Annotated in this window: 21 protein-coding genes and 1 pseudogene; 13 read left to right on the top strand and 9 right to left on the bottom strand. The window is 70.6% G+C overall.

The genetic code is table 11. The features are described from left to right. Window positions 1-3: 3 nt before the first annotated feature. Together AB0N82_RS01625 and AB0N82_RS01620 are read right to left on the bottom strand one after the other, a co-directional pair. Complete coding sequence (locus AB0N82_RS01625) at window positions 4-2,877, bottom strand: aminotransferase (RefSeq protein WP_363387316.1); 2,874 nt, start codon at window positions 2,875-2,877, stop codon at window positions 4-6. A gap of 365 nt (window positions 2,878-3,242) precedes the next feature. Then, window positions 3,243-4,916, bottom strand: a pseudogene (locus AB0N82_RS01620) (amidase); the annotation flags it as partial. A gap of 118 nt (window positions 4,917-5,034) precedes the next feature. Between AB0N82_RS01620 and AB0N82_RS01615 the strand changes: the two are divergent. Both AB0N82_RS01615 and AB0N82_RS01610 read left to right on the top strand, forming a co-directional pair. After that, window positions 5,035-5,715, top strand: coding sequence for a phosphatase PAP2 family protein (locus AB0N82_RS01615; RefSeq protein WP_363387313.1), 681 nt, complete (start codon window positions 5,035-5,037; stop codon window positions 5,713-5,715). A 16-nt stretch (window positions 5,716-5,731) separates the two neighbouring features. After that, window positions 5,732-6,541, top strand: coding sequence for a DUF1206 domain-containing protein (locus tag AB0N82_RS01610; protein ID WP_363387310.1), 810 nt, complete (start codon window positions 5,732-5,734; stop codon window positions 6,539-6,541). A 10-nt stretch (window positions 6,542-6,551) separates the two neighbouring features. Here the strand turns inward: AB0N82_RS01610 and AB0N82_RS01605 are convergent, their stop codons facing one another. Continuing rightward, window positions 6,552-7,178 carry a TetR/AcrR family transcriptional regulator C-terminal domain-containing protein gene (locus AB0N82_RS01605; protein ID WP_315993720.1) on the bottom strand — a complete coding sequence of 209 codons (627 nt, stop codon included), beginning with the start codon at window positions 7,176-7,178 and terminating at the stop codon, window positions 6,552-6,554. Window positions 7,179-7,373: 195 nt separating this feature from the next. On the opposite strand from AB0N82_RS01605, the gene AB0N82_RS01600 reads away from it, so the two are divergent. Continuing rightward, complete coding sequence (locus tag AB0N82_RS01600; protein WP_363387306.1) at window positions 7,374-8,486, top strand: PQQ-dependent sugar dehydrogenase; 1,113 nt, start codon at window positions 7,374-7,376, stop codon at window positions 8,484-8,486. 6 nt (window positions 8,487-8,492) lie between these two features. Here AB0N82_RS01600 and AB0N82_RS01595 read toward each other — a convergent pair whose 3' ends face one another. Further along, entirely contained in the window at window positions 8,493-9,299 is an 807-nt protein-coding gene (locus tag AB0N82_RS01595) for a DeoR/GlpR family DNA-binding transcription regulator (RefSeq protein ID WP_363387303.1), read from the bottom strand. 234 nt (window positions 9,300-9,533) lie between these two features. Between AB0N82_RS01595 and AB0N82_RS01590 the strand changes: the two genes are divergently transcribed. From AB0N82_RS01590 to AB0N82_RS01570, 5 genes are all read left to right on the top strand, one after another. After that, window positions 9,534-10,826: a sugar ABC transporter substrate-binding protein gene (locus tag AB0N82_RS01590; RefSeq protein WP_363387300.1), complete on the top strand. Its 1,293-nt coding sequence runs from the start codon at window positions 9,534-9,536 to the stop codon at window positions 10,824-10,826. A 73-nt stretch (window positions 10,827-10,899) separates the two neighbouring features. Then, entirely contained in the window at window positions 10,900-11,829 is a 930-nt protein-coding gene (locus tag AB0N82_RS01585; RefSeq protein WP_315993716.1) for a sugar ABC transporter permease, read from the top strand. Between the two features lies 1 nt (window position 11,830). Then, window positions 11,831-12,730, top strand: a complete 900-nt coding sequence (locus AB0N82_RS01580) for a carbohydrate ABC transporter permease (RefSeq protein ID WP_363387296.1) — start codon at window positions 11,831-11,833, stop codon at window positions 12,728-12,730. A gap of 33 nt (window positions 12,731-12,763) precedes the next feature. Beyond that, window positions 12,764-13,627, top strand: coding sequence for a ketose-bisphosphate aldolase (locus AB0N82_RS01575; protein ID WP_076673539.1), 864 nt, complete (start codon window positions 12,764-12,766; stop codon window positions 13,625-13,627). 19 nt (window positions 13,628-13,646) lie between these two features. Beyond that, on the top strand, window positions 13,647-14,891 hold the full coding sequence (locus tag AB0N82_RS01570) for an ADP-dependent glucokinase/phosphofructokinase (protein ID WP_363387291.1): 1,245 nt from the start codon (window positions 13,647-13,649) through the stop codon (window positions 14,889-14,891). Between the two features lie 15 nt (window positions 14,892-14,906). Here the strand turns inward: AB0N82_RS01570 and AB0N82_RS01565 are convergent, their stop codons facing one another. Both AB0N82_RS01565 and AB0N82_RS01560 read right to left on the bottom strand, forming a co-directional pair. Next, a complete protein-coding gene (locus AB0N82_RS01565) occupies window positions 14,907-16,010 on the bottom strand; it encodes an FUSC family protein (RefSeq protein ID WP_363387288.1) in 1,104 nt (367 codons plus the stop codon). 96 nt (window positions 16,011-16,106) lie between these two features. Beyond that, entirely contained in the window at window positions 16,107-17,072 is a 966-nt protein-coding gene (locus tag AB0N82_RS01560) for an alpha/beta fold hydrolase (protein WP_363387285.1), read from the bottom strand. Window positions 17,073-17,151: 79 nt separating this feature from the next. Here AB0N82_RS01560 and AB0N82_RS01555 point away from each other — a divergent pair, with 79 nt between their 5' ends. Next, window positions 17,152-17,391 carry a DUF3072 domain-containing protein gene (locus tag AB0N82_RS01555; protein WP_315993711.1) on the top strand — a complete coding sequence of 80 codons (240 nt, stop codon included), beginning with the start codon at window positions 17,152-17,154 and terminating at the stop codon, window positions 17,389-17,391. 31 nt (window positions 17,392-17,422) lie between these two features. On the opposite strand, the gene AB0N82_RS01550 is transcribed toward AB0N82_RS01555, so the two are convergent. Beyond that, window positions 17,423-17,911, bottom strand: coding sequence for a MarR family transcriptional regulator (locus AB0N82_RS01550; RefSeq protein WP_315993710.1), 489 nt, complete (start codon window positions 17,909-17,911; stop codon window positions 17,423-17,425). 149 nt (window positions 17,912-18,060) lie between these two features. On the opposite strand from AB0N82_RS01550, the gene AB0N82_RS01545 reads away from it, so the two are divergent. Beyond that, on the top strand, window positions 18,061-18,588 hold the full coding sequence (locus AB0N82_RS01545) for a MarR family transcriptional regulator (RefSeq protein ID WP_315993709.1): 528 nt from the start codon (window positions 18,061-18,063) through the stop codon (window positions 18,586-18,588). Between the two features lie 93 nt (window positions 18,589-18,681). Then, on the top strand, window positions 18,682-18,936 hold the full coding sequence (locus tag AB0N82_RS01540; protein ID WP_363387280.1) for a hypothetical protein: 255 nt from the start codon (window positions 18,682-18,684) through the stop codon (window positions 18,934-18,936). Between the two features lie 42 nt (window positions 18,937-18,978). On the opposite strand, the gene AB0N82_RS01535 is transcribed toward AB0N82_RS01540, so the two are convergent. Further along, on the bottom strand, window positions 18,979-19,290 hold the full coding sequence (locus tag AB0N82_RS01535) for a hypothetical protein (protein WP_363387277.1): 312 nt from the start codon (window positions 19,288-19,290) through the stop codon (window positions 18,979-18,981). Between the two features lie 127 nt (window positions 19,291-19,417). On the opposite strand from AB0N82_RS01535, the gene AB0N82_RS01530 reads away from it, so the two are divergent. Beyond that, entirely contained in the window at window positions 19,418-19,735 is a 318-nt protein-coding gene (locus AB0N82_RS01530) for a hypothetical protein (RefSeq protein WP_055959437.1), read from the top strand. Between the two features lie 3 nt (window positions 19,736-19,738). Here the strand turns inward: AB0N82_RS01530 and AB0N82_RS01525 are convergent, their stop codons facing one another. Beyond that, window positions 19,739-20,065, bottom strand: a complete 327-nt coding sequence (locus AB0N82_RS01525) for a hypothetical protein (protein WP_315993706.1) — start codon at window positions 20,063-20,065, stop codon at window positions 19,739-19,741. A 115-nt stretch (window positions 20,066-20,180) separates the two neighbouring features. Between AB0N82_RS01525 and AB0N82_RS01520 the strand changes: the two genes are divergently transcribed. Beyond that, window positions 20,181-20,333: a hypothetical protein gene (locus AB0N82_RS01520; protein WP_315993705.1), complete on the top strand. Its 153-nt coding sequence runs from the start codon at window positions 20,181-20,183 to the stop codon at window positions 20,331-20,333. The last annotated feature ends 29 nt before the right edge of the window (window positions 20,334-20,362 follow it).

Here is a 20,362-nt window from a genome sequence, read left to right as displayed (position 1 = left end):
GGGTCAGAAGCCGGTGCTCAGCACACGGTCCAGCGCATCGACGAAGACGTCGACCGAGGCCCGCGTGATCACCAGCGGAGGCTTGATCTTCAGCACGTTCTGGAAGTCGCCGGTCGGCTGCATGATGACGCCCCGCTCGAGCAGACGGTCGCAGATCGCCGCGGTCTCGGTCGTGGCGGGTTCGAGGGTCTCGCGGTCGCGCACGAACTCGAGCCCCAGGTAGAGCCCCGATCCGTGCACGGCGCCGACGAGGTCGTGCCGCTCGCCGAGCTCTTCGAGGCGGCGCTGCAGGTGTCCGCCGACGACCCGCGCGTTCTCCTGCAGGCCCTCTTGCTCGATCACGTCGAGCACGGCCATGCCGATGGCCGACGACACCGGCGATCCGCCGGTGGAGGAGAAGAAGTAACCCTGCGTACGGTAGCGGTCGGCGATCTCCCGGCGCGTGATGACGGCTCCGAGCGGGTGCCCGCCGCCGATGGACTTGGCGACCGCGACGATGTCGGGAACGGCATCCTGCTGTTGGAAACCCCAGAACCACTCGCCGAGCCGTCCGTAGCCAACCTGCACCTCATCGGCGATCGCGAGACCGCCGTGGCGGCGGACGGCCGCGTACACCTCGCGCAGGTATCCGTCGGGGAGCGCGACGCCGCCCGCGTTGCCGAAGTACGTCTCGGCGATCATCCCGGCGGGTCGCCGACCGGATGCCGCGAGCCCGTCGATCACCGCGACCGCCTCGGGGGCGTACCGCACGGCATCCGCTCCCCGGTGTCTTCCGCGGTAGGAGTTCGCCGCGTCGACGGTGTGCACCCACTCGGGCCGCGTCTCGAGGGCGAAGGGGTTGTCGGCGATGGAGGTCGACACCGCATCGCTGGCGTAGGTCCAGCCGTGGTACGCCTCGCGCATCGCGACGATGTCGGGGCGTCCGGTCGCCGCCATCGCCAGGCGGATCGCGAGGTCGGTCGCCTCCGACCCGGAGTTGACGAAGAAGACCGTGTCGAAGCCGTCGGGGAGGGTCGCGGCGATGCGGTCGGCGTAGTCGGCGATCGCGCGGTAATGGAAGCGCGAGTTGGTGTTGAGCAGGTGCATCTGGCGCGATCCCGCCGCCACGACGTGCGGGTGGGCGTGACCGACCGAGGCGACGTTGTTGACCATGTCGAGGTAGACGCGGCCCTCGACGTCGATGAGCAGCTCGCGCCACCCGCGTTCGATGCGCGGCGGCGCCCCGTAGTAGTGCTCCTGCACCTCGGCGAGCACCTCGTGGCGCCGTTGCAGGGAGTCATCGTGCGCCGGTGCGGTGGGAGGGAGGCCGAGGGCGGCTCCGGGATCGCCGGCGACCTCGCGCCACGCGTCGGCGAGGGCACGCGTGGTGCGCGGGGGAGGGACGAGCCCGTCGACGCTCCGCCGCACCGACAATCGCGTCCGCGCGGGGAGGGTTCCGGATGCCGCAGCGGCGGCGGCTCCGCTGATCGTCAGGGCCTCGGCATCCTCCGTCACGATGAGCGCATCGCCGTCGACGCGGGTGTCGCCGTCGAGGAGCAGCGGTTCCGCGAGCCACACGAGCACGTCGGTGGGCACGGTCTCGGCGGTCGAGGGGAGCGGGTCGGTCGTTCCGGTGAGGCGCGCGCGCCACGCGGGGACGGTCGCGATCTCGGCGCCGGCGTCGAGTGCGGCGAGGGCCGCGTCGTCGAGGGTCGCGGCGTCGAGCCAGGCTCCCGCGTCGTTGAGCGGAGACTCGGTCGAGGCGTCCAGCTCGACGCGGCGCCCGGGCGGCAGCAGCGGCGTCCCGGTCCAGCCGGGCTCGCTCCGCCGCGGGCGACCGAGGGCCGCACGCGTCGCCGCGGTGAGGACGGGGAGGGGCACGGATGCCGCCTGCTCGAGGATGCGGAACTCCCGCTCGAGCGCCCCCGAGGCGTAGTCGTTGGCGTCGTCGAGGCGCACCTGCGCGCGCCCGCTGAGCACGAGGACGGCTCCGCGGAGGACGACGAGGGGCCAGAGCGCCGTGATCTCGTCGTCGCCGAGGTCGCGCGCCCGGTCGAAGGCGCGGATCGCGGGGAAGGCGCTCTCGGGGGTGGCGCCGTCGTGGTGCAGCACGGAGGAGACGGTGACGGCGATCTCGCCCACCCGCCACGACGCGCACACGTCGCCGAAGTCGATGACGGCGTCGGGCACTGTCGCGCCGGGGGCGCGCAGGACGTTGTCGTCGGTGACGTCGAAGTGCCCGGCCTGCAGCGGGAGGGCGTCGGCGACGGGCGCGAGGGCGGCCCGGGCCGCGTCGGCGGCGCGCTGCACGGTGCCGCGCACCTCGGCGTCCGGATCGAGGGGGAGCAGGGTGTCGATCACGCGCGCGGCGTGGCGGAGGTCCCACTGCAGCACGCGGCCGCTCGCGGGGTGCGTGAAGTCGGCGAGCGCGAGGCTCACCGCACCGGCAAGGGCGCCGAGTCCCTCCACGACCGCGGGCGCGAGGTAGCTCGAGCCGGTGAGCGTGCGCCCCGCGATGTTCTCGATCACGCGCGCGTGGATGCGCCCCTGGCTGGAGCCCCACCAGGTCGACATCGGCCCGTGAGGGCCGTCGACGATGCGGGGGATGCGCACGTGCGGGCTCCGTTCGGCCACGCGGGACGCCGCGGCATCCTGCATGTCGATCTCAGCCTCGCTGAAGACGGGATTGCTGAGCTTCAGCACGCCGAGGGGCTCAGCCGATCCGCGAGGGAACACACGGAAATTCTGGTCCTGCTGACTGCCGAGCGCCTGCACGTCGATCTCCACGCCGAACGTCTCGGCGAAGAGGGACTGCACCTCGTCGTCGCGGAGCGTCGGGGTAGGCAGGTCGACCTGGCGGAAGTAGTCGAACACCGGGACGGGGGTCGTGTCGTTCACGGGCTGTTCCTCGGGTGATGCGGGTGTCACAGGGGAGAGTCGGATGCCGTGCCGACGGCGCCGGCGACGGCTCCGCCGGCGTCGCGCACGGCGACGACGACGAGCGGACCGAAGGGGGCGACCCACTCGCTCACGGGCTCACCGTACGCGTCGGGCGCGACGCGGGCCATCCCGCGGAGGTGGTCGCCCTCGACCTCCACGTCGACCCGCAGGCCGTCGACGTAGGCGGCGTGGTCGCGGGCCGTGCCGCCGGTGATCGTCGCGCGGAAGCGCACGAGTCCGCCGTCGCGGCGTACCTCGTCGACGACGACCGCGAGCTCTCCCTCGCCCGTCGGCCGGGGGGCGGCGAACAGCGCCTCGTCGGGCAGGGCGGGCGTGCGCGCAGGGGCGGTGCGGCGCTGCCCGAGGCCGGCGATCGCGGCTCCGAGCTGCACGAGGCGGACGTCGCTGTAGGCGGGCCCGGCGATGGTGAGGCCCACCGGCATCCCGGTGTCGTCCATGGTGCCCATCGGCACGGTGACGGTCGGGATGCCGAGGTGGCGGGGTACGAGGTTGCCGTTCGAGACCCAGACGCCGTTGCGCCAGGCGATGTCGGCCGAGGCGGGGTTCACGTCGGCGTCGGCGGGGCCGACATCGGACTGCGTGGGGAAGATCACGGCGTCGATACCCTCGGCGTCCATCCACTGCTCGACGTCGACGCGGCGGGTGTGCTCGAGGCCGCGGAGGCCGTCTTCGAGGCTCGCGACGTCGCGCCAATCCGGCTCCCACTGCGCGGCGCGGGCGACGTACTCGCCGATGTCGTACGAGATGTCGTAGTGCCAGATGCCGTAACGGTCGGGCAGGGCGCCGGGCGGGTGGGGGAAGATCAGCGCGGGGTCGGCGTCGGACAGCCGGGGCAGCGCCGGGTCGCCGTTGGTGCGGAGGAACCTGTCCATCGCCCACACCGCGAGGTCGCCCACCTCGTCGTCGAGGAACTCCCGCGTGATGAACCCGCGGTCGAGGAAGTCCTCGTCGCCGTCGTGCAGCTTCTCGTAGCGGTCGACGACGGGGAAAGCGGTCTCGACCACCTCGGCGCCCGCGGCCTCGAGGTCGCCGCGCAGGTCTTCCCACAGTCGCATCACGCTGTCGCGCGTGAGGATGGGCGAGGCGTTGTCGGGATCGCCGTTGACGTAGATGCGGGGCACCGCGAGGCGAAGGCCCGCGAGCGGCAGGGGCTCCAACCGGGTGAAGGAGTCGGGGCGCACCTCGGACGGGCGGGGGAGCGGGATCCACGGCTGGGTGCGCCACAGGTCGCCTTCGGTCTGCGGGTCGTCGGCGACGACGGCGTCCAGCACGTGCTGCAGATCGCCGATCGTGCGGGTGTGCGGCACGACGACGTCCATCGTCGGCACGAGCGGCCAGTTGCCGCGCACCGAGATGACGCCGCGCGAGGGCGTGTACGCGACGAGGGCATTGTGCGAGGCCGGCGCGCGACCCGACGACCAGGTCTCCTCGCCCAGGCCGAAGGCGCAGAAGCTGGCGGCTGTGGCGGTTCCCGAGCCGTTGGACGAACCCGAGCCGAACGCCGAGGTGAGGTATTCGCCGTTGTACGGGGATTCGGCGCGTCCGTGGACGCCGCGCTGCATGCCGCCGGCCGCCATCGGGGGCATCGTGGTCAGTCCGAGGAACACCGCCCCGGCCGCGCGCAGGCGCTCGATCGCGAAGGCGTCGTCGCCGGCGATGAGGTCGCGGAACGCCGGGGAGCCGGATGCCACGGGCAGACCCTCGACGCGGTAGCTGTCCTTGGCCGTGAAAGGGATGCCGTCGAGGGGGCCGATCGTCTCGCCTCGGGCGCGACGCCGATCACTCGCCCGCGCGTGCGCGAAGGCCCGGGGATCGAGCACGGGGACGCTGGTGAGCCGGATGCCGGTGCGGTCGTACGCGGCGATGCGGTTGAGGTACCGGGCGACGAGCTCGACGCTCGTGACATCGCCGGCGTCGAGGGCGGCGCGCAGCCGGTCGATGTCGGCTTCGACGACGGTGAAGGCCTCGGTGGTCATGGCAGAAAACCTACACCGTTTGTTTTGTGAGTTCGAGAGGGATTTCCGTCCCACGAGCGTTCCCTCCCCACTCGGCAAGAGCTACCCCTGGGCGGCGCCGTCCTGGCACGATTCGAGGATGGATGCCACGACCGACGAACCCGCACTCCTGCCCGACCGCCCACGCACCGATTCACGCCGACCCGTCGCGCTGATCGTGGGCGTCGTCGCGACCGTGCTCTTCGTGGCGCTGCGGCTCGCGGTCGACCTCGACGGGGGTGCGCCGCTCGCCTTCGACCAGTGGTGGGACGACACCATGGCCGCGCTCGCGAACCCCGTCGTGGTGATCATCGCCTGGATCCCCGCCACGGTGGGCGGCACCATCGGCATGATCGTGATCGGCATCTCCACCACCATCGTGTTCCTGCTGGTCAAGCGCCCGTGGGACGCCCTGAACGTGGCGGGGGCCATCGCCCTGGTCGTGCTGATCGGCGCCCCTCTGGCGGCCGTCATCGCCCGCGCGCGGCCCACCGACTCGCTGGCCGAGACGCAGGCGACCTCGTTCCCCTCCGGTCACACGGCGGTGGCCACGACGATCGCGATCACGCTCGCGCTCATCCTCCGCCGCGGATGGATCTGGGTCGCGGGGACGGTCTGGGTGCTGCTCATGATGTGGAGCCGCACCTACCTCCACGCGCACTGGCTGTCGGACGTCGTCGCCGGCTTCCTCGAGGGCGTCGCGGTGTCGACGCTCGTGTGGGCGCTGGTGGAAGTGTGGCGCGTGCGTCGCGCGCAACGGGTGGCCGAGGTCGACTCCTGAGCGCTAGCGTGCACGGATGACTTCCGCCTCCGCTTCCTCCGCGGCCGATAAGGCACAGGACTCCACCGCCTTCCGCGTCGCGGCGCGGATCGGCTACGTCGTCCTCGGGCTGCTGCACCTGCTCATCGGGGCGATCGCCATCTCGATCGCGACCGGCGGCGGGGGCGAGAGCGCCGATCAGAGCGGTGCAATCCAGCAGGTGGCGGCGGCGCCGGCGGGAATGCTGCTGCTCTGGGTCATCGTCATCGGTCTCGCCGCTCTGGCCGTGTGGCAGATCGCGGATGCCGTCGCCGAGCGCGATCCGGATACGAAGAAGCGCTGGGCGCACCGCGCGAAGTACGTCGGAACCGCCGTCGCCTACGGGGCGATCGGCGCCACGGCCCTCACGGCGGTGCTCGGAGGCCGTTCCGAGTCGGCCGACTCCTCCCGCACGCTGAGCGCCCAGCTCATGGCGATGCCCGGCGGCGTCTTCGTGCTCGTCCTCATCGGGCTCGTCGTGGCGGCGGTGGGCGTCGCGTTCGTGGTGCGCGGCATCACGAAGGCCTTCATGAAGCGACTGTCGAGCCCGGGCGGGGAGATCGGCCGCGGAATCCGCATCTTCGGGATGGTCGGCTACATCGCCAAGGGCATCGCGGTCGGCGTCGCCGGCATCCTGTTCCTCGTCGCCGCCTTCGCGCACGATCCGAACGCCGCGGGCGGACTCGACGCGGCGCTGCGCGCTCTCGCCGGGCTCCCCTTCGGACAGTTCGTGCTGTGGCTCGTGGGCGCGGGACTCGTCGTGTACGGCCTGTTCTGCTTCGCCCGCGCGCGCTACGCCCGCATGTGACGAGCGTCGCTCAGGCGGCGCGGGGCCGAGCTCCGGCGATGAGCAGCGACAGGCCGAGTTCGAACGCGCGCGTGGCGACCGGATCCACCGGGTCGTGGGCGGAGAGCGTGGCGTAAGCGGCGGCGAAGCGCGGCACGGCCGCCTCCTGCCCGGTCGGGTCGAACATCACCGCCGGTCCGCTCATGTCGAGCACGCTGCCGAGGATGAACGACTCGAACGCCGTCAGCAGCGGCAGGATGTCCTCGCTCGTCCAGCCGACGCCCTCGGCCGCGACGGCGAAGTCCTCGTACTGCGACATCAACAGCGGCGCCGACGAGCGGTGCGACATGAGGAGGGGGATCGTCCTCGGATGCCGGCGGAAGGCGTCGCGGTACGAGCGGGCCCAGAGCAGGAGCCCCTCCTCCCACTCCCGGTCCCGCAGGAACGACGAGTCGATGCGCGACGACACGAGCGCGCGCACGTCCTCGACCAGCGCGGCCAGATTGGGCACGTGGTTGTAGAGCGAGGTGGGGTGCACCTTGAGGCGGTCGGCGACGCGGCGGATGCTCGCGCCCTCGCTGCCGTCACGGTCGACGAGGGCGAGGGCGGCGCGGGCGATCGCGTCGCGCGAGAGCTTGGGCTGGGTCGGCCGGGGCACGGCGGGGCCTTTCGGTGGTGTCCGACCACGGTACGCGATGCGCGTGGCGCGGGCCGTGCGCGGCTGCGCGGGACGCTGAGGCATCCGCCCGCGCGGGGTGCGATCGCCGGGGATCGCAGCGGGCGTCCGGGCAACCCCCACCCGCCACCCAGGCGGGTCGGATATCCCAGGAGGACCACGCCGACGAGGAGACCCATGACCGCTCCAGCCGCTTTTCCCCGTCGACGCGCGGGTGTCGCCGGTTTCATCGCCCTCGGGCTGACGGCGCTCGCCGGGTGTGCGCCCGAGGGGCGGACGGATGCCGTCCCCACGGCGTCACCGTCCACCTCTCCCCGCGTGTCGGCGCCCGGCTCCGCGCCCGCCCTCGGCGACCCCGCGGTCGTGGTCGACGGACTGACGACGCCGTGGTCGGTGGCGTCCTCCGGCGGCGTGATCCTGCTCAGCCAGCGCGACACCGGCGAGATCCTCGAGGTCGTCGACGGCGACGCGCGCCTGGTCGGGGCGATCCCGGGCGTCGCGCCCGGCGGGGAGGGCGGACTCCTCGGCATCGCCGTCCGCGACGGCTTCCTCTACGCGTACGCGACCACCGCGGACGACAACCGCGTGCTGCGGTCGCCGCTCGAGGGCGAGCCCGGGGCACTGCGCCTGGGCGCCGCGCAGACGGTGCTCGACGCAATCCCGTCCGCGAACATCCACAACGGCGGGCGCATCGCCTTCGGGCCCGACGGGATGCTCTACGTCACCGCGGGCGACGCGTCGGAACCGCGAGCCGCCCAGGACCCGGAGGCGCTCGGCGGCAAGATCCTGCGCGTGGCCGCCGACGGCTCGATTCCCGCCGACAACCCCTTCCCCGGCTCGCCCGTCTGGAGCCTCGGCCACCGCAACCCGCAGGGGATCGGGTGGGATGCCGAGGGCACCATGTACGCGTCGGAATTCGGTCAGAACACGTGGGACGAGCTGAACGTCATCGAGCCGGGCGCGAACTACGGCTGGCCCGAGGTCGAGGGCATCGGCGGGCGGGACGGGTTCGTCGATCCGGTGCAGCAGTGGGCTCCCGCCGAGGCGAGCCCGAGCGGCCTCGCGGTCGTGGACGGCGCGGTCGTGATCGCGAACCTCCGTGGCCAGCGGGTCCGCGTCGTGCCGACGTCCGACCTGGCGTCGGCCGAGGAGTATCTCGTGGGCGACTACGGCCGCCTGCGCGATGTGGTCGCCGCGCCCGACGGGGCCGTGTGGGTGGTCACGAGCAACACCGACCGCGGCGGAGGCGACACCGACGCCATCCTCCGGGTGCCGCTCGTTCGCGACTGAGGGCGCTCAGGGCGTGAGGACGGTGACGCCCGCCTCGGCGAGGGCCGCGGCGAGGTCGGGCGACGGCGGCGCGTCGGTGATGAGGTAGTCCGCCTTCTCGAGCGGCGCGATCTGCGCGAACAGGCGGCGATCGAGCTTCGAGGAATCGGCCAGGATCGCCGTGCGATCGGCTTTCTGGATCATCTCGGTCATCATCGTGGCGTCGCCGAGGTTGCTCGTCGAAAAGCCCGAGCCGTCGACCGCGCCGACCGCGATGAGCGCGTAGTCGCACCGGATGTCGACCTCGGGGGAGTGCGAGTTCATCGCGAGCGTGACGGGCCCCGTCGTCGCCTGCGTGATCGTGCGCACCGCGCCGCCGAAGATGAAGAGGTCGCGGAACGCCGAGGGCGAGATCTCCGCCGGGATGCGCAGATTGTTGGTCGCGATCGTCAGGTCGCGGTGGTTGCGCAGGGCGCGGGCGACGGCGAGCGTCGTGGTGCCGGCGTTGAGCATCAGTACGGAACCGTCTTCGATCAGCTCGACGGCGAGGGCCGCGATGCGTTCCTTCTCGGCGATCTGCATCTGCGAGCGCACGTCGAGGCCGCGATCGCGACCGGGAACCGACATGGCGCTGACGGCTCCGCCGTGCGTGCGCACGACGATGCCCTCGCGGTCGAGCTGGTCGAGGTCGCGGCGCACGGTGTCGATGGAGACGCCGAAGTGCGAGGCGAGGTCGACCACGGTGACCTGGCCCGAATCGGCGACGTAGGCGGCCAACTCCGCTTTGCGCCCCGCCGGCAGTCGCCGCTTCGTCGTGGCTGTGGATGCGTCCATGCGGTCGTGTCTAGCACAGGACCGCACGAACAGCGGCAGAATTCGCGGCAAAACAGCACGGAAGTGCGCTTCCGTGCGTGAATGTGCCCCGATTGCCCGCATTTGTTTGCCGGAATTGTCACGAATCTGCATCAGTCCCTTGACCCGCCCGGCAGACCGGCGCATACTCGTGCTGAAAGACGCAAGAACGCGCAGAACAGCGCGAAATGCAGCAGATCTCAACGAGGAGAAACGATGGACAACAGCGGGCGCCGGCGTCGGAACGCCATCAAGCTCGTCGGAGTCGCGGCAGCGGCCACGACCCTCCTGGCCATGGCGGGGTGCTCGTCGAACACCTCGGCCACCTCGGCCGACGGAGACGTCACGATCGAGTTCGCGCAGTGGTGGGAGCCGGAGCTCGGCGACGGCCAGTTCCGCGGTCTCATGGACCAGTTCGAGCAGGAGAACCCCGGCATCAAGGTCGACCTGGTGAGCGGCCCCTACGCCTCGACGAAGGAGCAGCTCTTCGCCGGTGCGGCCTCCGGCACCATGCCCGACGTCGTCGGTCTCGACGGTGCGTGGGTGAGCGACTTCGCCAAGCAGGGCGTCATCGCCGACCTGTCGCAGCTCATGAGCGACTCCGGCTACGACGACACCCAGCTCGCCAGCCAGATCAAGGTCGACGGCAGCACCTACATGATCCCGGTGGTGAACTTCGTCTACCCGATGTTCACCAACGACGGTCTGCTCTCGCAGGCGGGCGTCTCGGCCCCGCCGTCGACGCGCACCGAGTTCGCCGACGCGGCGAAGAAGATCAAGGCCCTCGGCGGCGACGTCTCGGGCTGGGTGCTCCCGCTCTCGCTCGAGGCCCCCAACGGCGTGCAGAACGACGTCATGTCGTGGGTCTGGGCCTCCGGAGGCTCCATGTTGAAGGACGGGCAGCCCGACCTCACCAACTCCGACGTGTCGTCGGCGACCGACTACATCCAGCAGCTGTGGGATGACGGCGTCATCGCTCCGGGGTCCTTCACCATGAAGGAGCAGGACAAGGTGGAGGAGTTCACCAACGGTCGCGTGGGGATGATGATCGACTCGCTCGCGCACATCAACCTCATCCGCGAGTCCAACCCCGACCTGACCTTCTCGATCTCGGCCATCCCCGCCGAAGACGGTTTCTCGGGCGAACGCGGCATCCCCTACGCCTCGTGGGGCATCGGTGTCGCCGAGAACTCCGAGCACAAGGACGCCGCCTTCAAGCTCGTGCAGTTCCTGATGAGCAAGGACGTCAACAGCGAGCTGTCGACCATGGCGAAGGCCTTCCCCGGCAACACCGAGAGCGTGCCCACGTTCGTGGAGGACGACGAGCTGTTCAAGACGGCGTTCGACATCTACAAGGAGGGCTACCCGGCGAACGAGTTCACCGGTCTCCCCGTCGCCGAGGAACTCATGCGCCAGTTCGGCGAGCAGTTCCAGTCCGCGCTCGACGGTCAGCAGTCGATGAGCGACGCGCTGAAGAAGACGCAGGACGAATGGACGTCGGAGTTCTGATCCGACCCCGATCCGGGATGCCGCACCGCCTTCGCGGGTGGTGCGGCATCCCGCCCATCGAAAGCCGCACACCATGACCATGCGCACCCTGACTCCCCCCGACACCGAGGTCATCGTCACCGGACGACCGGTCTCGCGCCGCACCCGGCAGCTCCGCAAGGCAGGCGAGGCCTACGTCTTCCTCTCGCCCACGCTGATCCTGCTGTTCGTCCTGATGATCGTCCCGATCGTCATGGTGATCGGCTACTCGTTCCAAGACAACGTCATCCTGAACAAGAGCCCCGAGGTCGTCGGTGCCGACAACTACGTCGCGATCCTCACCGACCCCGGTTTCTGGAAGGCCACCGGCAACACCCTCTTCTTCACGCTCACCAGCGTCGCCGCCCACCTCGTCCTCGGGCTGTCGTTCGCGATGATGCTGAACTCCCGCCTCATCGGCGCCGTCCCCCGGGCGATCTTCCGCGGCCTGTACGTGCTGCCGTGGCTGTTCACCGTCGCCGTCATCGCGGTGCTGTGGCGGATGCTGCTCGCCCCCAACGGCATCGTCAACTTCCTGCTCAACACGAACATCGAGTGGCTCGCGTCGCCGCAGCTCGCGCTGGGCACGGTGACTTTCATCAACATCTGGGCCGGCTACCCGTTCTTCATGGTGAGCCTGCTCGCAGGGCTCCAGGGCATCCCGAGCGACCTCTACGAGGCGGCGACCGTCGACGGCGCCAGCCCCGCGCAGCGCTTCTGGAACGTCACCATCCCTCAGCTGCGTCCGATCATCGTCAGCCTCGTCCTGCTCGATCTCATCTGGACCTCGCAGCAGTTCGCCCTCATCTGGCTGACCACGGGCGGCGGGCCGATCGACGTCACCGAGATGCTCAGCACCTTCACCTACAAGCTCGCATTCGCCAAGTACGACTTCTCCATGGCCTCCACCTCAGCGGTGCTGGTGCTGGCGATGTCGATGATCATCGCGGTGCTCTACGTCCGCCACCAGAAGGCGAGGGACTGACATGGCCCTGACCACCCCCGCGCGCCCGCGCGTGTCGACCGCGCCGGCACGCCGGCGCCCGTCGAGCACCGTCGCCCGACGACGCCTCGCCAAGACCGCCGTCATGGTCGGTCTGATCCTCGGCGCCGTCTTCGCCGCCGGTCCCGTGCTGTGGATGCTGTCGAGCTCGTTCAAATCGAACACGCAGATCTTCGAGCTGCCGCCGCGTCTGATCACCGACACCTTCTCGTTCGACGCCTACGTGTCGATCTTCACCAACCCCGAGACCGTGCGGTTCTTCATCAACAGCTACGTCGTGGCGGGAGCGGTCACGATCCTGACGCTCCTCGTGGCCATCCAGGCCGCCTACGCCTTCAGCCGCTTCGAGTTCCGCGGCAAGCGCATCGTCAACGTCATCATCGTCAGCGTGCAGGCGGTGCCGCCCATCACACTGCTGATCCCGTACTTCGGTCTCATGGTCGGGCTGGGGCTGTACAACACCTACCCCGGGCTGATCTTTACCTACATGGTGTTCACGCTGCCCTACGCGATCATCATGATGACCGGGTATTTCAACACCCTGCCGAAGGAACTCGACGAGGCCGTCCGCGTCGACGGCGCCGGCTCCTTCACGGCCCTGTGGCGCGTGCTCGTGCCGATCTCGATCCCCGGGATCGTGTCGGTCGGCATCTACACGTTCATGATCGCGTGGAACGAGTTCCTCTTCGCCCTGACCCTCACGCGGACGATCGACATGCGCACGGTGCCGATCGGCATCCAGCTGCTCATGGGCCAGCACTCCTACGAGTGGAACCAGATCATGGCGATGAGCATCCTCGGCTCGATCCCGGTGCTGGTGCTCTTCCTCTTCTTCCAACGCTTCTTCATCAGCGGCCTCACGGCCGGCTCGGTGAAGAGCTGATCCCGACCAACCACCCCGAACAAGGAGAAATCCGTGCTCTACACCGGCAAGTCCATCCTCGACGTGGCGAACGCCCACAGCTTCGCCATCCCGGCCTTCAACATCAGCGACTGGGCGATGTTCACCGGGATCATGGACATCAGCGAGGAGAAGAACGCTCCGGTCATCATCGCCATCCACCCCGACGAGGTGTCGCACATCACGACCGACCTCATCCCCGCCATGCACGCCCGCGCCCACCGGTCGAGCGTGCCCGTGGCCATCCACTGGGACCACGGCGGAACCTACGAGCAGATCATCACCGCGATCCAGGCCGGGTTCACCTCGGTCATGATCGACGCCTCGCTCGAGCCCTTCGAGCAGAACGTCGCCCTGACCCGCAAGGTCGTCGAGGCCGCGCACGCGGTCGGCGTGCAGGTCGAGGGCGAGCTCGGCACGATCGGGGCGAACGACAGCTACGGCGAGTCGGGTGCGGCCGAGATCATCTACACCAACGTCGACGACGCCGTGCGCTTCGTCGAGCAGACGGGCGTCGACAGCCTCGCGATCGCCATCGGCACCTCGCACGGGCTCTACCCCTCCGACAAGAACCCCGAGCTGCGCCACGACCTGCTCGAGCAGATCAAGGCGGCCGTCGGCATCCCGCTCGTGCTGCACGGCGGCTCCAGCAACCCGGATGCCGAACTCGCCCGCGCCGTGTCGCTCGGCATCAACAAGATCAACATCTCCAGCGACATCAAGGTCGCGTACCACGACCGCATGCGCGAGGTGCTCGGCACCGACCGTCGTCTGCGTGAGCCCAACGCCATCCAGCCCGAGCCGATCGCGGCGATGAAGGTGACGGCGGCCGAGAAGATCGACCTGTTCGGCGCCGCCGGCAAGGCCGACCTGTACTGATCGGAGGATGATCGGCGCCATGGCAGAAGACCTCGTGCTCGGGCTCGGCGGAACCGTCGACTACGAGATCCGGTGGGATGCCGCCGTCCTGTCCGCACTCGCGGAGGGGTACGGCATCCGTTCCGACGAGCTGACCACCACGACGCCGATCATCGACGAGCGGGCGCTCGTCGTGACGGTGCTCGCCTTCCTCGCCACGGGCGGGGGAGGCGAGCGCTTCGTCCTCTCCTCCGACATCGTGGAGCGATTCGCGGCGCACTTCGACGTCGAGATCACCCTCGGCGGGACCGGAGTACGGGCGGGGATCGCCCTCGACCGCATCGGCGTCCCGACCGTGCAGCACCTCGTGAGCATCGACGACAACGTGCGCAGGCTGCTCCCGCGGTCGATGCGGGTGGTGTCCTCGGCCACGCGCGACACGCTCGATCCGCACCTCATCGTGCAGTACCCCGCGGGGACGACCGTGCGCCTGGTCGACGCGGAGGTGACCGCTCCCTCGTCGAACCGCCTCATCTTCGCCAATGACGCCCCGAACCGCGAGATGGCGATCGCCGCCGAGCTCGCAGACGCCCTCGCCGACGCCGCCGCGTTCCTCGTCTCGGGCTTCAACACGATGCAGGATGCCGACCTGCTGGCGCGCCGGCTCGACGACCTCGTCGCGGCGATGCGGCGTCTTCCCGCGGACGCCCTCGTGTACTACGAGGACGCGGGGTTCTATCAGCGCGAGCTGTCGGCGGTCGTTCGCGCGCGCCTGCTCGACCGCATCGACGTCTACGGGATGAACGAGGACGAGCTCCAGGAGTACCTCGCCCGGCCCGTCGACCTCCTCTCCCCCGACGACGTCGTCGCGGCGCTCGCCGAGGCTCACGCCCTCATCCCGGCCCGCGCGCTCGTCGTGCACACGAAGTACTGGGCGATCGCGGTGGGGCCCCGCGCCGCGGCCCACCGGCCCGGGCTCGAGAGCGCGGTGCGCACGGCGGCGACGCGCTACCGCCTCGGCGATGCCTGCACCGCCGCCGACCTCGACGAGACGGCGCGTCTGCCCCGTCACGCCGGGGGAGCGGCGGTCGTCGCGGAGGCGGAGCGGGTTCTGTCCGCCGCCGGGGTCGCCGCGTTCGTGGTCGACACCCCGCACCCCACCACCATCGGTCTCGGCGACACCTTCGTCGGAGGGTTCCTCGCGGCCGTTCCGGCGGCGGCGCGGATCGCGACCGCCGCGGCCCTCGGACGGGCCCTCGACGCGGCGGCGATGATCGCGCGCTGATCGCGATCGCTCGGCTCACCGCGCCCCGGTGTCGGCATCCGGGTCGGAGAACGGCCCACACGCCGCGATGACCCGGCGCAGCGCCACGGCGGCCTCCCACCCGTCGAGAGGCTCGTCATCGGCATCCAGCCGTCGAAGGCGCTGCGTGTAGGCGGTGAGCGCGGTGTCGGCCTCGTGGAGCTGCACGGCGGTGCCCTCCGGCTCGGGCGGTGTGGTCACCAGGCGCGACACCGCGCGAACGGCCGCGGCGAGGGTGCGGCGCGCATCGTCGGGAAGCCGCGTGTCGGCGTCGGGTCCCGCCGTGAGCCGGGTGAGGGCGGCGACGAGCTCGCGGGTCGCGTCCGCGGTGCCGGTCAGCGCGTCGAGACGTCGCCGGCCGAGGTCGCGAGGCGCGTGGAGGCGGCGCCCGCGGGGGTTGTACCGACGGCTCTCGTCGGCCAGATCCACCTCCTCGCGCACGTCGGCCAGCGTCGCCATGAGCCCCTCCGTCGCGGCCTCCGCGGCCTCGGGGTCGAAGGCGTGACCGGCCAAAGCGTCCCCCATGCGGTCCAGGGCGGCGCCCAGCGCATCGCGCAGCCGCGTCAGACGATCGTCGGCCCGCCCGACGCGCAGCGGAGGCACGACGACGAGGTTCACCACCACGCCCACCAGCACGCCGAAGGCCATCGTCATGAGGTACGACGACGAATAGCCGTCGGGGTCCGCGCCGCCCAGGAGCAGCACGAACAGCGCCGCGATCGCCACCCAGTCGCGGCCGACGCCGAGGGCACGCACCCCGGCCAGCAGCACGCCGATCAGGATCACGACCGCGACCGCGACGATGCGGGGGAGGCCCGTTCCCACCACCGCGAGCGATCCGAGTCCCAACCCGATACCGAGGGCGAGTCCCACCAGCGCCTGGACGCCGCTGGACGCCGAGCGCGCGACCGTGGGGTACATGCTCACGAGCACGCCGAGCGGGGCGTAGTACGAGTACTCGCTCTGGGCGAAGGGAACGAACGGCGCGAGGTACCAGGCGAGGGCGGCGGCCACAGCGGTCTTGGCCGCCAGCAGCAGCCGATCGGCGGAGACGGCGTCGGCCCACCAGCGACGGGGATCGAGGGCGGGGGGAACGGTCATGGGCGCGGAGTGCGGGGGCGAGTCGGCACGTTCCCATGCTGAACGTCGGGCGCACGGTCGTCGCGGGGGTTGCCGCGCCGGAGCAGTCGAGGTACGTCAGCGCCCGGGACGGTACGCGTTCCACAGCACGTGCGCGTGCCGGGCCTTCGCCTTCTCCACCCCGTCGTCGTCGTCGCGCGCCGCGCTGAACCACTCCGCGAGCCGGCTGCCCACGGCCCCGAGCACCATGCGCACCTCGGCGTGCCGCGCCGGCGGGACCGCGGCCTCTGCCGCCGGCATCCGCCCCTTCCGGGGGAGGTCGTCGTCGATGTGGCGCAGCACGAGCCGGGCGACCCCCACCGCGTGGCTGTTGACGACGCAGTGCGCCGCCCCCTCGATCTCCCACCGTCGCGCATCGCGGGCGCGCGTGACCAGGCGCGAGTGCAGTCGCCGTGGCGAGGGGCGGTCGAACTCGCCGCGCAGCAGCAGCAGCTTCGCGTGACCCGCCCCGATGCGGTCGGAGATGCGGTACCGCAGCATGTAGGGGAGCGTCTCGAGGAAGTAGACCAGGCCGCACAGCAGGTACGCCGAGACTGCGAGCAGTGCGACGTGCAGGGATTCGCGGGCGGTCGACTGCACGAAGCGCACCGCCTGCACCACGGCTCCCGACTCCTCCTCGTCGACGACCGGGCTCACGAGCGCGGCGTGCGACAGCTCGGGCCGGCGCGAGAGCACCTCCGTCACGACCTGGGTCCCCATCGAATGCCCGATGAGCACGGGGTCGGTCAGGCCGTAGTGGTCGAGCACGCCCTCCACCTGGTCGGCGAAGAAGGAGGCGGTGGGCTGTGCACCGGATGCCGGCACCCCGGCGAACCCGGGGAGGTCGAGGGCGTAGACCTCGCCCCTCTCGGCCAGTAGCGGCGCGAGGAATTCGAAGTAGGTCGACGCCACCCCGATGCCCGCGATCAGCACGAAGGAGCGCCCCTCGGTCGCGCCGGTCGACAGGCGCGTGATGCGCGTGCGGGCACGGGAGGAACGGTACGACTCGACCTGCACGTCGATCGAACGGTGGTCGGAGGCCATCCTTCAAGGATGCCGCACCCGGTGGGGCGACCTGTCAATCCCGGGGGGTGTGCCGGAGTGCGCCGCCTAGCCTGCCGGAATGAGCGATACCTCCCGCGAAGAAGAGACCCTGGGTGCCGTCCGCGAGGGTGAGAACCCCGCCGAGAAGGACCCGTCCGACTGGGTCACCGGTGATGAGCCGATGACCGCTCCCCAGCGCAGCTACCTCGACACCCTCGCTCGCGAGGCGGGCGAGGAGATCCCGGCCGACCTCACGAAGGCCGAGGCCTCGGAGCAGATCGACCGCCTGCAGAACGAGACCGGTCGCGCCACCGAGTGACCGGCGTCGCCGAGCGTCCCGTACGTGCCGATCAGGCCGTGCGGGACGCTTCGTCGTCCGCGGCCATGGCGTCCGTGTCCGCTCGCTCGCCCCGCGCGATGTCGTCGAGGAAGTCGGCGACGATGCGGCGCTCCGCGGGCCCGAGCTTCGCCGCGGCCGCGGTGGCCGACGCGCGCCGTACCGACAGGATGCGGCGGGCGGGGGAGGAATCGGCAATCGTCTCGCGCACGACGATGGACCGTCGGTCGCCGGGGTAGGGCTCGCGCTCGACCCACCCGGCTTCGGCCAGGCGGTCGATGAGCGCCGTGGTCGCCGCCGAGGAGATCCCCAGCATGGCGGCGAGCATCCGCGGCGTGACCGGCTCGTCGTCGGGCAGCCGCTGCAGCAGGAAGCGCAGCACCTTCGCGTCGTTCGGGCCGATCCCCAATGTGGACAGAGCCGCACGCTCGGAGGCGATGCCCGAGTCGGTGAGGTCGTTGAGGGCCTTCACCACGTCGTCCGTGCTCGCCGTGCCACTCATTTCGCCTCCCCCTGTGTCTCGCTGCGCTAGAGTCTCCGATGTCGATCTACGCGTGTGTCGAGTAGATAGCTGATCTACTTACCATCGTACCTGTGCACCACGCGCACCGGCAGGGGGCTGGACGAGCTCCCCTGACGTAAGCTGCCCTGGTGGAAAACGGGTCCGAGTCGTCGCGTTACTGGTACGGCGCGAGCGAAGAAGATCGCCGCCGCCGCGCCGTCGACGTCCTGCAGGCCTTCCGCGTGTACCGTGCGGCCGAGGTCGCGATGCGGCGTCGCACGCGCGAATCGATGTCGATGGGCGAGAACGAGCTCCTCGTTCTGCGATACCTGCTCAAGGCGGCCGGGCAGGACCGCCAGGTCTCGCCCAGCGAGCTCACGCGCTACCTCGGCGTCTCCACGGCTTCGACCACCGCGATCGTCGACCGTCTCGAGAAGACCGGCCATGTCACGCGCGTGCCGCACCCCACCGACCGTCGCAGCATCTTCATCGTGGCCACCGCGGCGAGCGACGAGGAGGTGCGCGCCACCCTCGGGTCGATGCACTCCCGCATGATGGCGGCCGTCGTCGACATGACGCCCGAGGAGAGCTCGGCCGTCGTCGCGTGTCTCGGTCGTCTGCAGGATGCGGTCGATCAGGTCGACCCCCACCCCGTGACGGTGGACGCCGCGCAGTGAGCGGATGCCGGTCGCACGGGCGCTAAGAAGGTAGGCGACCTTCCTTCCTCCGTAGCATTAGGCGCCCCGGCGGAGCCGTGAAACCATGAAGTCATGGATGACAAGGCGGTGGATGTGACCGAGACCGCTCGTGCGTCCGATGCCCTGCCGTCGGTCGACGGCGTGCAGGTCGCCTCTTTCCGCGGCGTCCTCTTGCGTCTGCGCGAAGACTATCCCGGCGAAGATCCCGCCCGCATCGAGGCGATCGTCCTCCGCGAATGGGAGGCGTTCTCCGCTGGCCGGCCGCTGGTCGTGCCGACCGCCGTCGAAGAGGGAGCTCGCGAGATCCTGGGCCAGCCGCCGGCCTGAGCGGGACAGCAGGCGAGGGCGTACACGAGCGCCGCGTCCGGCTCAGGCTCCGGGTCGATCCGGTTCCGGGACGAGCAGCAGACCGCCGGAGGAGTTCGCGGACGTCGCGAGGGCCTCGATCCAGGCGCGACTGAGGAGGGCGGGCTCGGGCTCGTCGAACACGAACCGCAGCGGAATCGACGGGTGCAGCCAGACGGTGCTGCGCCCCACCTCCTGCCCGGGGCCGTGCGTCCACGACAGGGTGAAGCTCTCGCCACGACGCAGCTTGGTCGCGATGACCACCTTGACGTGCGCGAGGGCGCGGTCCTCGATCTCGATCGGCGTCGCAACGTCGCCGTAGTACAGCGTTCCCACACCCGAACGCTACTCGCCGAGAGACCAACGGCTCCCGGGGGTTGCCCCACGGGCGGTGCGCGTGGCACCCGACCGGCCGGATCGCGGTTCCCGGACGAAGCTGCGTTCCTCGACTAGGATTTTCCGCATGGGCCGATTCATCTACGACACCGTCGCGAACGCCGTCGACATCGATGACCGCACGCTGGCGCACCTTCGCATCGTGGTGATGAACAAGCTGCGCCGCTCCGAGTCGTTCATGTTCGATGTCGAGGTCGGCGACGGCAGCGGTCGCCGCAGCTTCTGGATGCACCCGTCGGTGCCGATCCAGTTCCACTTCTACGGCAGCCGTCAGCCGCGCATCAACCGCGTGTGGGTCGAAGACCTCATGCTCGCGGCATCCGGCCCCAACGGCCTGGCCATCACGCCGGAGCCGAGCGAGGACGCCCACGTCGAAGAGGGCTGACCTCTAGCGCTTCTCGGCGTCCTGCGCGGGAGCGACGTCCTCGGGGACGAGCATGATGCCGCCCGAGGAGTTCGCCGAGTCGGCGAGCCGCTCGATCCATTCCCTGCTGAGGGTCGTGGGTTCGGCATCGTCGAAGACGAACCGCAGGGGGATCGCCGGGTGCAGCCACAGCGTGCTGCGACCGCGCTCCTCGTCGTCGCGGTGCCGCCACGAGAGCGTGAAGCTCTCGCCGCGGCGGAGCTTCGTCGAGATCACGACTTTCAGGTGGGCCAGAGCGCGGTCCTCGATGTGCACCGTGGTGCCGCTTCCGCCGTAGTGGATGGTCCCCATGCCCTCACGATACGCCAGGGGCCGCGCGGATACGCCCGCGATCGACGGGTGTCAAGACCACCACTCGCGTCCCGAGGGCCTGTCACAGTGGAGGCACTGCACGGAAGGAGGCGCCGTGACACATCCCCCCACCCCTCGGCATCCCGAACCGGCGGGCGACCCCGACGACCTGCCAGAGGTCTTCCGCGGACTGATCGGCATCGACGTCGTGGACGGTGAACTGGTTCCGCGCGCGACGGAGCCGCCGCGCGCAGCTCCGCCCGCATGATGCTCCCAGCGACCTCGTAGCCGCCGCGG

The organism is Microbacterium sp. NPDC089186, from assembly GCF_040685115.1.
Lineage (GTDB): Bacteria > Actinomycetota > Actinomycetes > Actinomycetales > Microbacteriaceae > Microbacterium > Microbacterium galbum.
The sequence above is the reverse complement of the archived record's forward strand: the minus strand, read 5'-3'. Positions and strand labels throughout refer to the sequence as shown.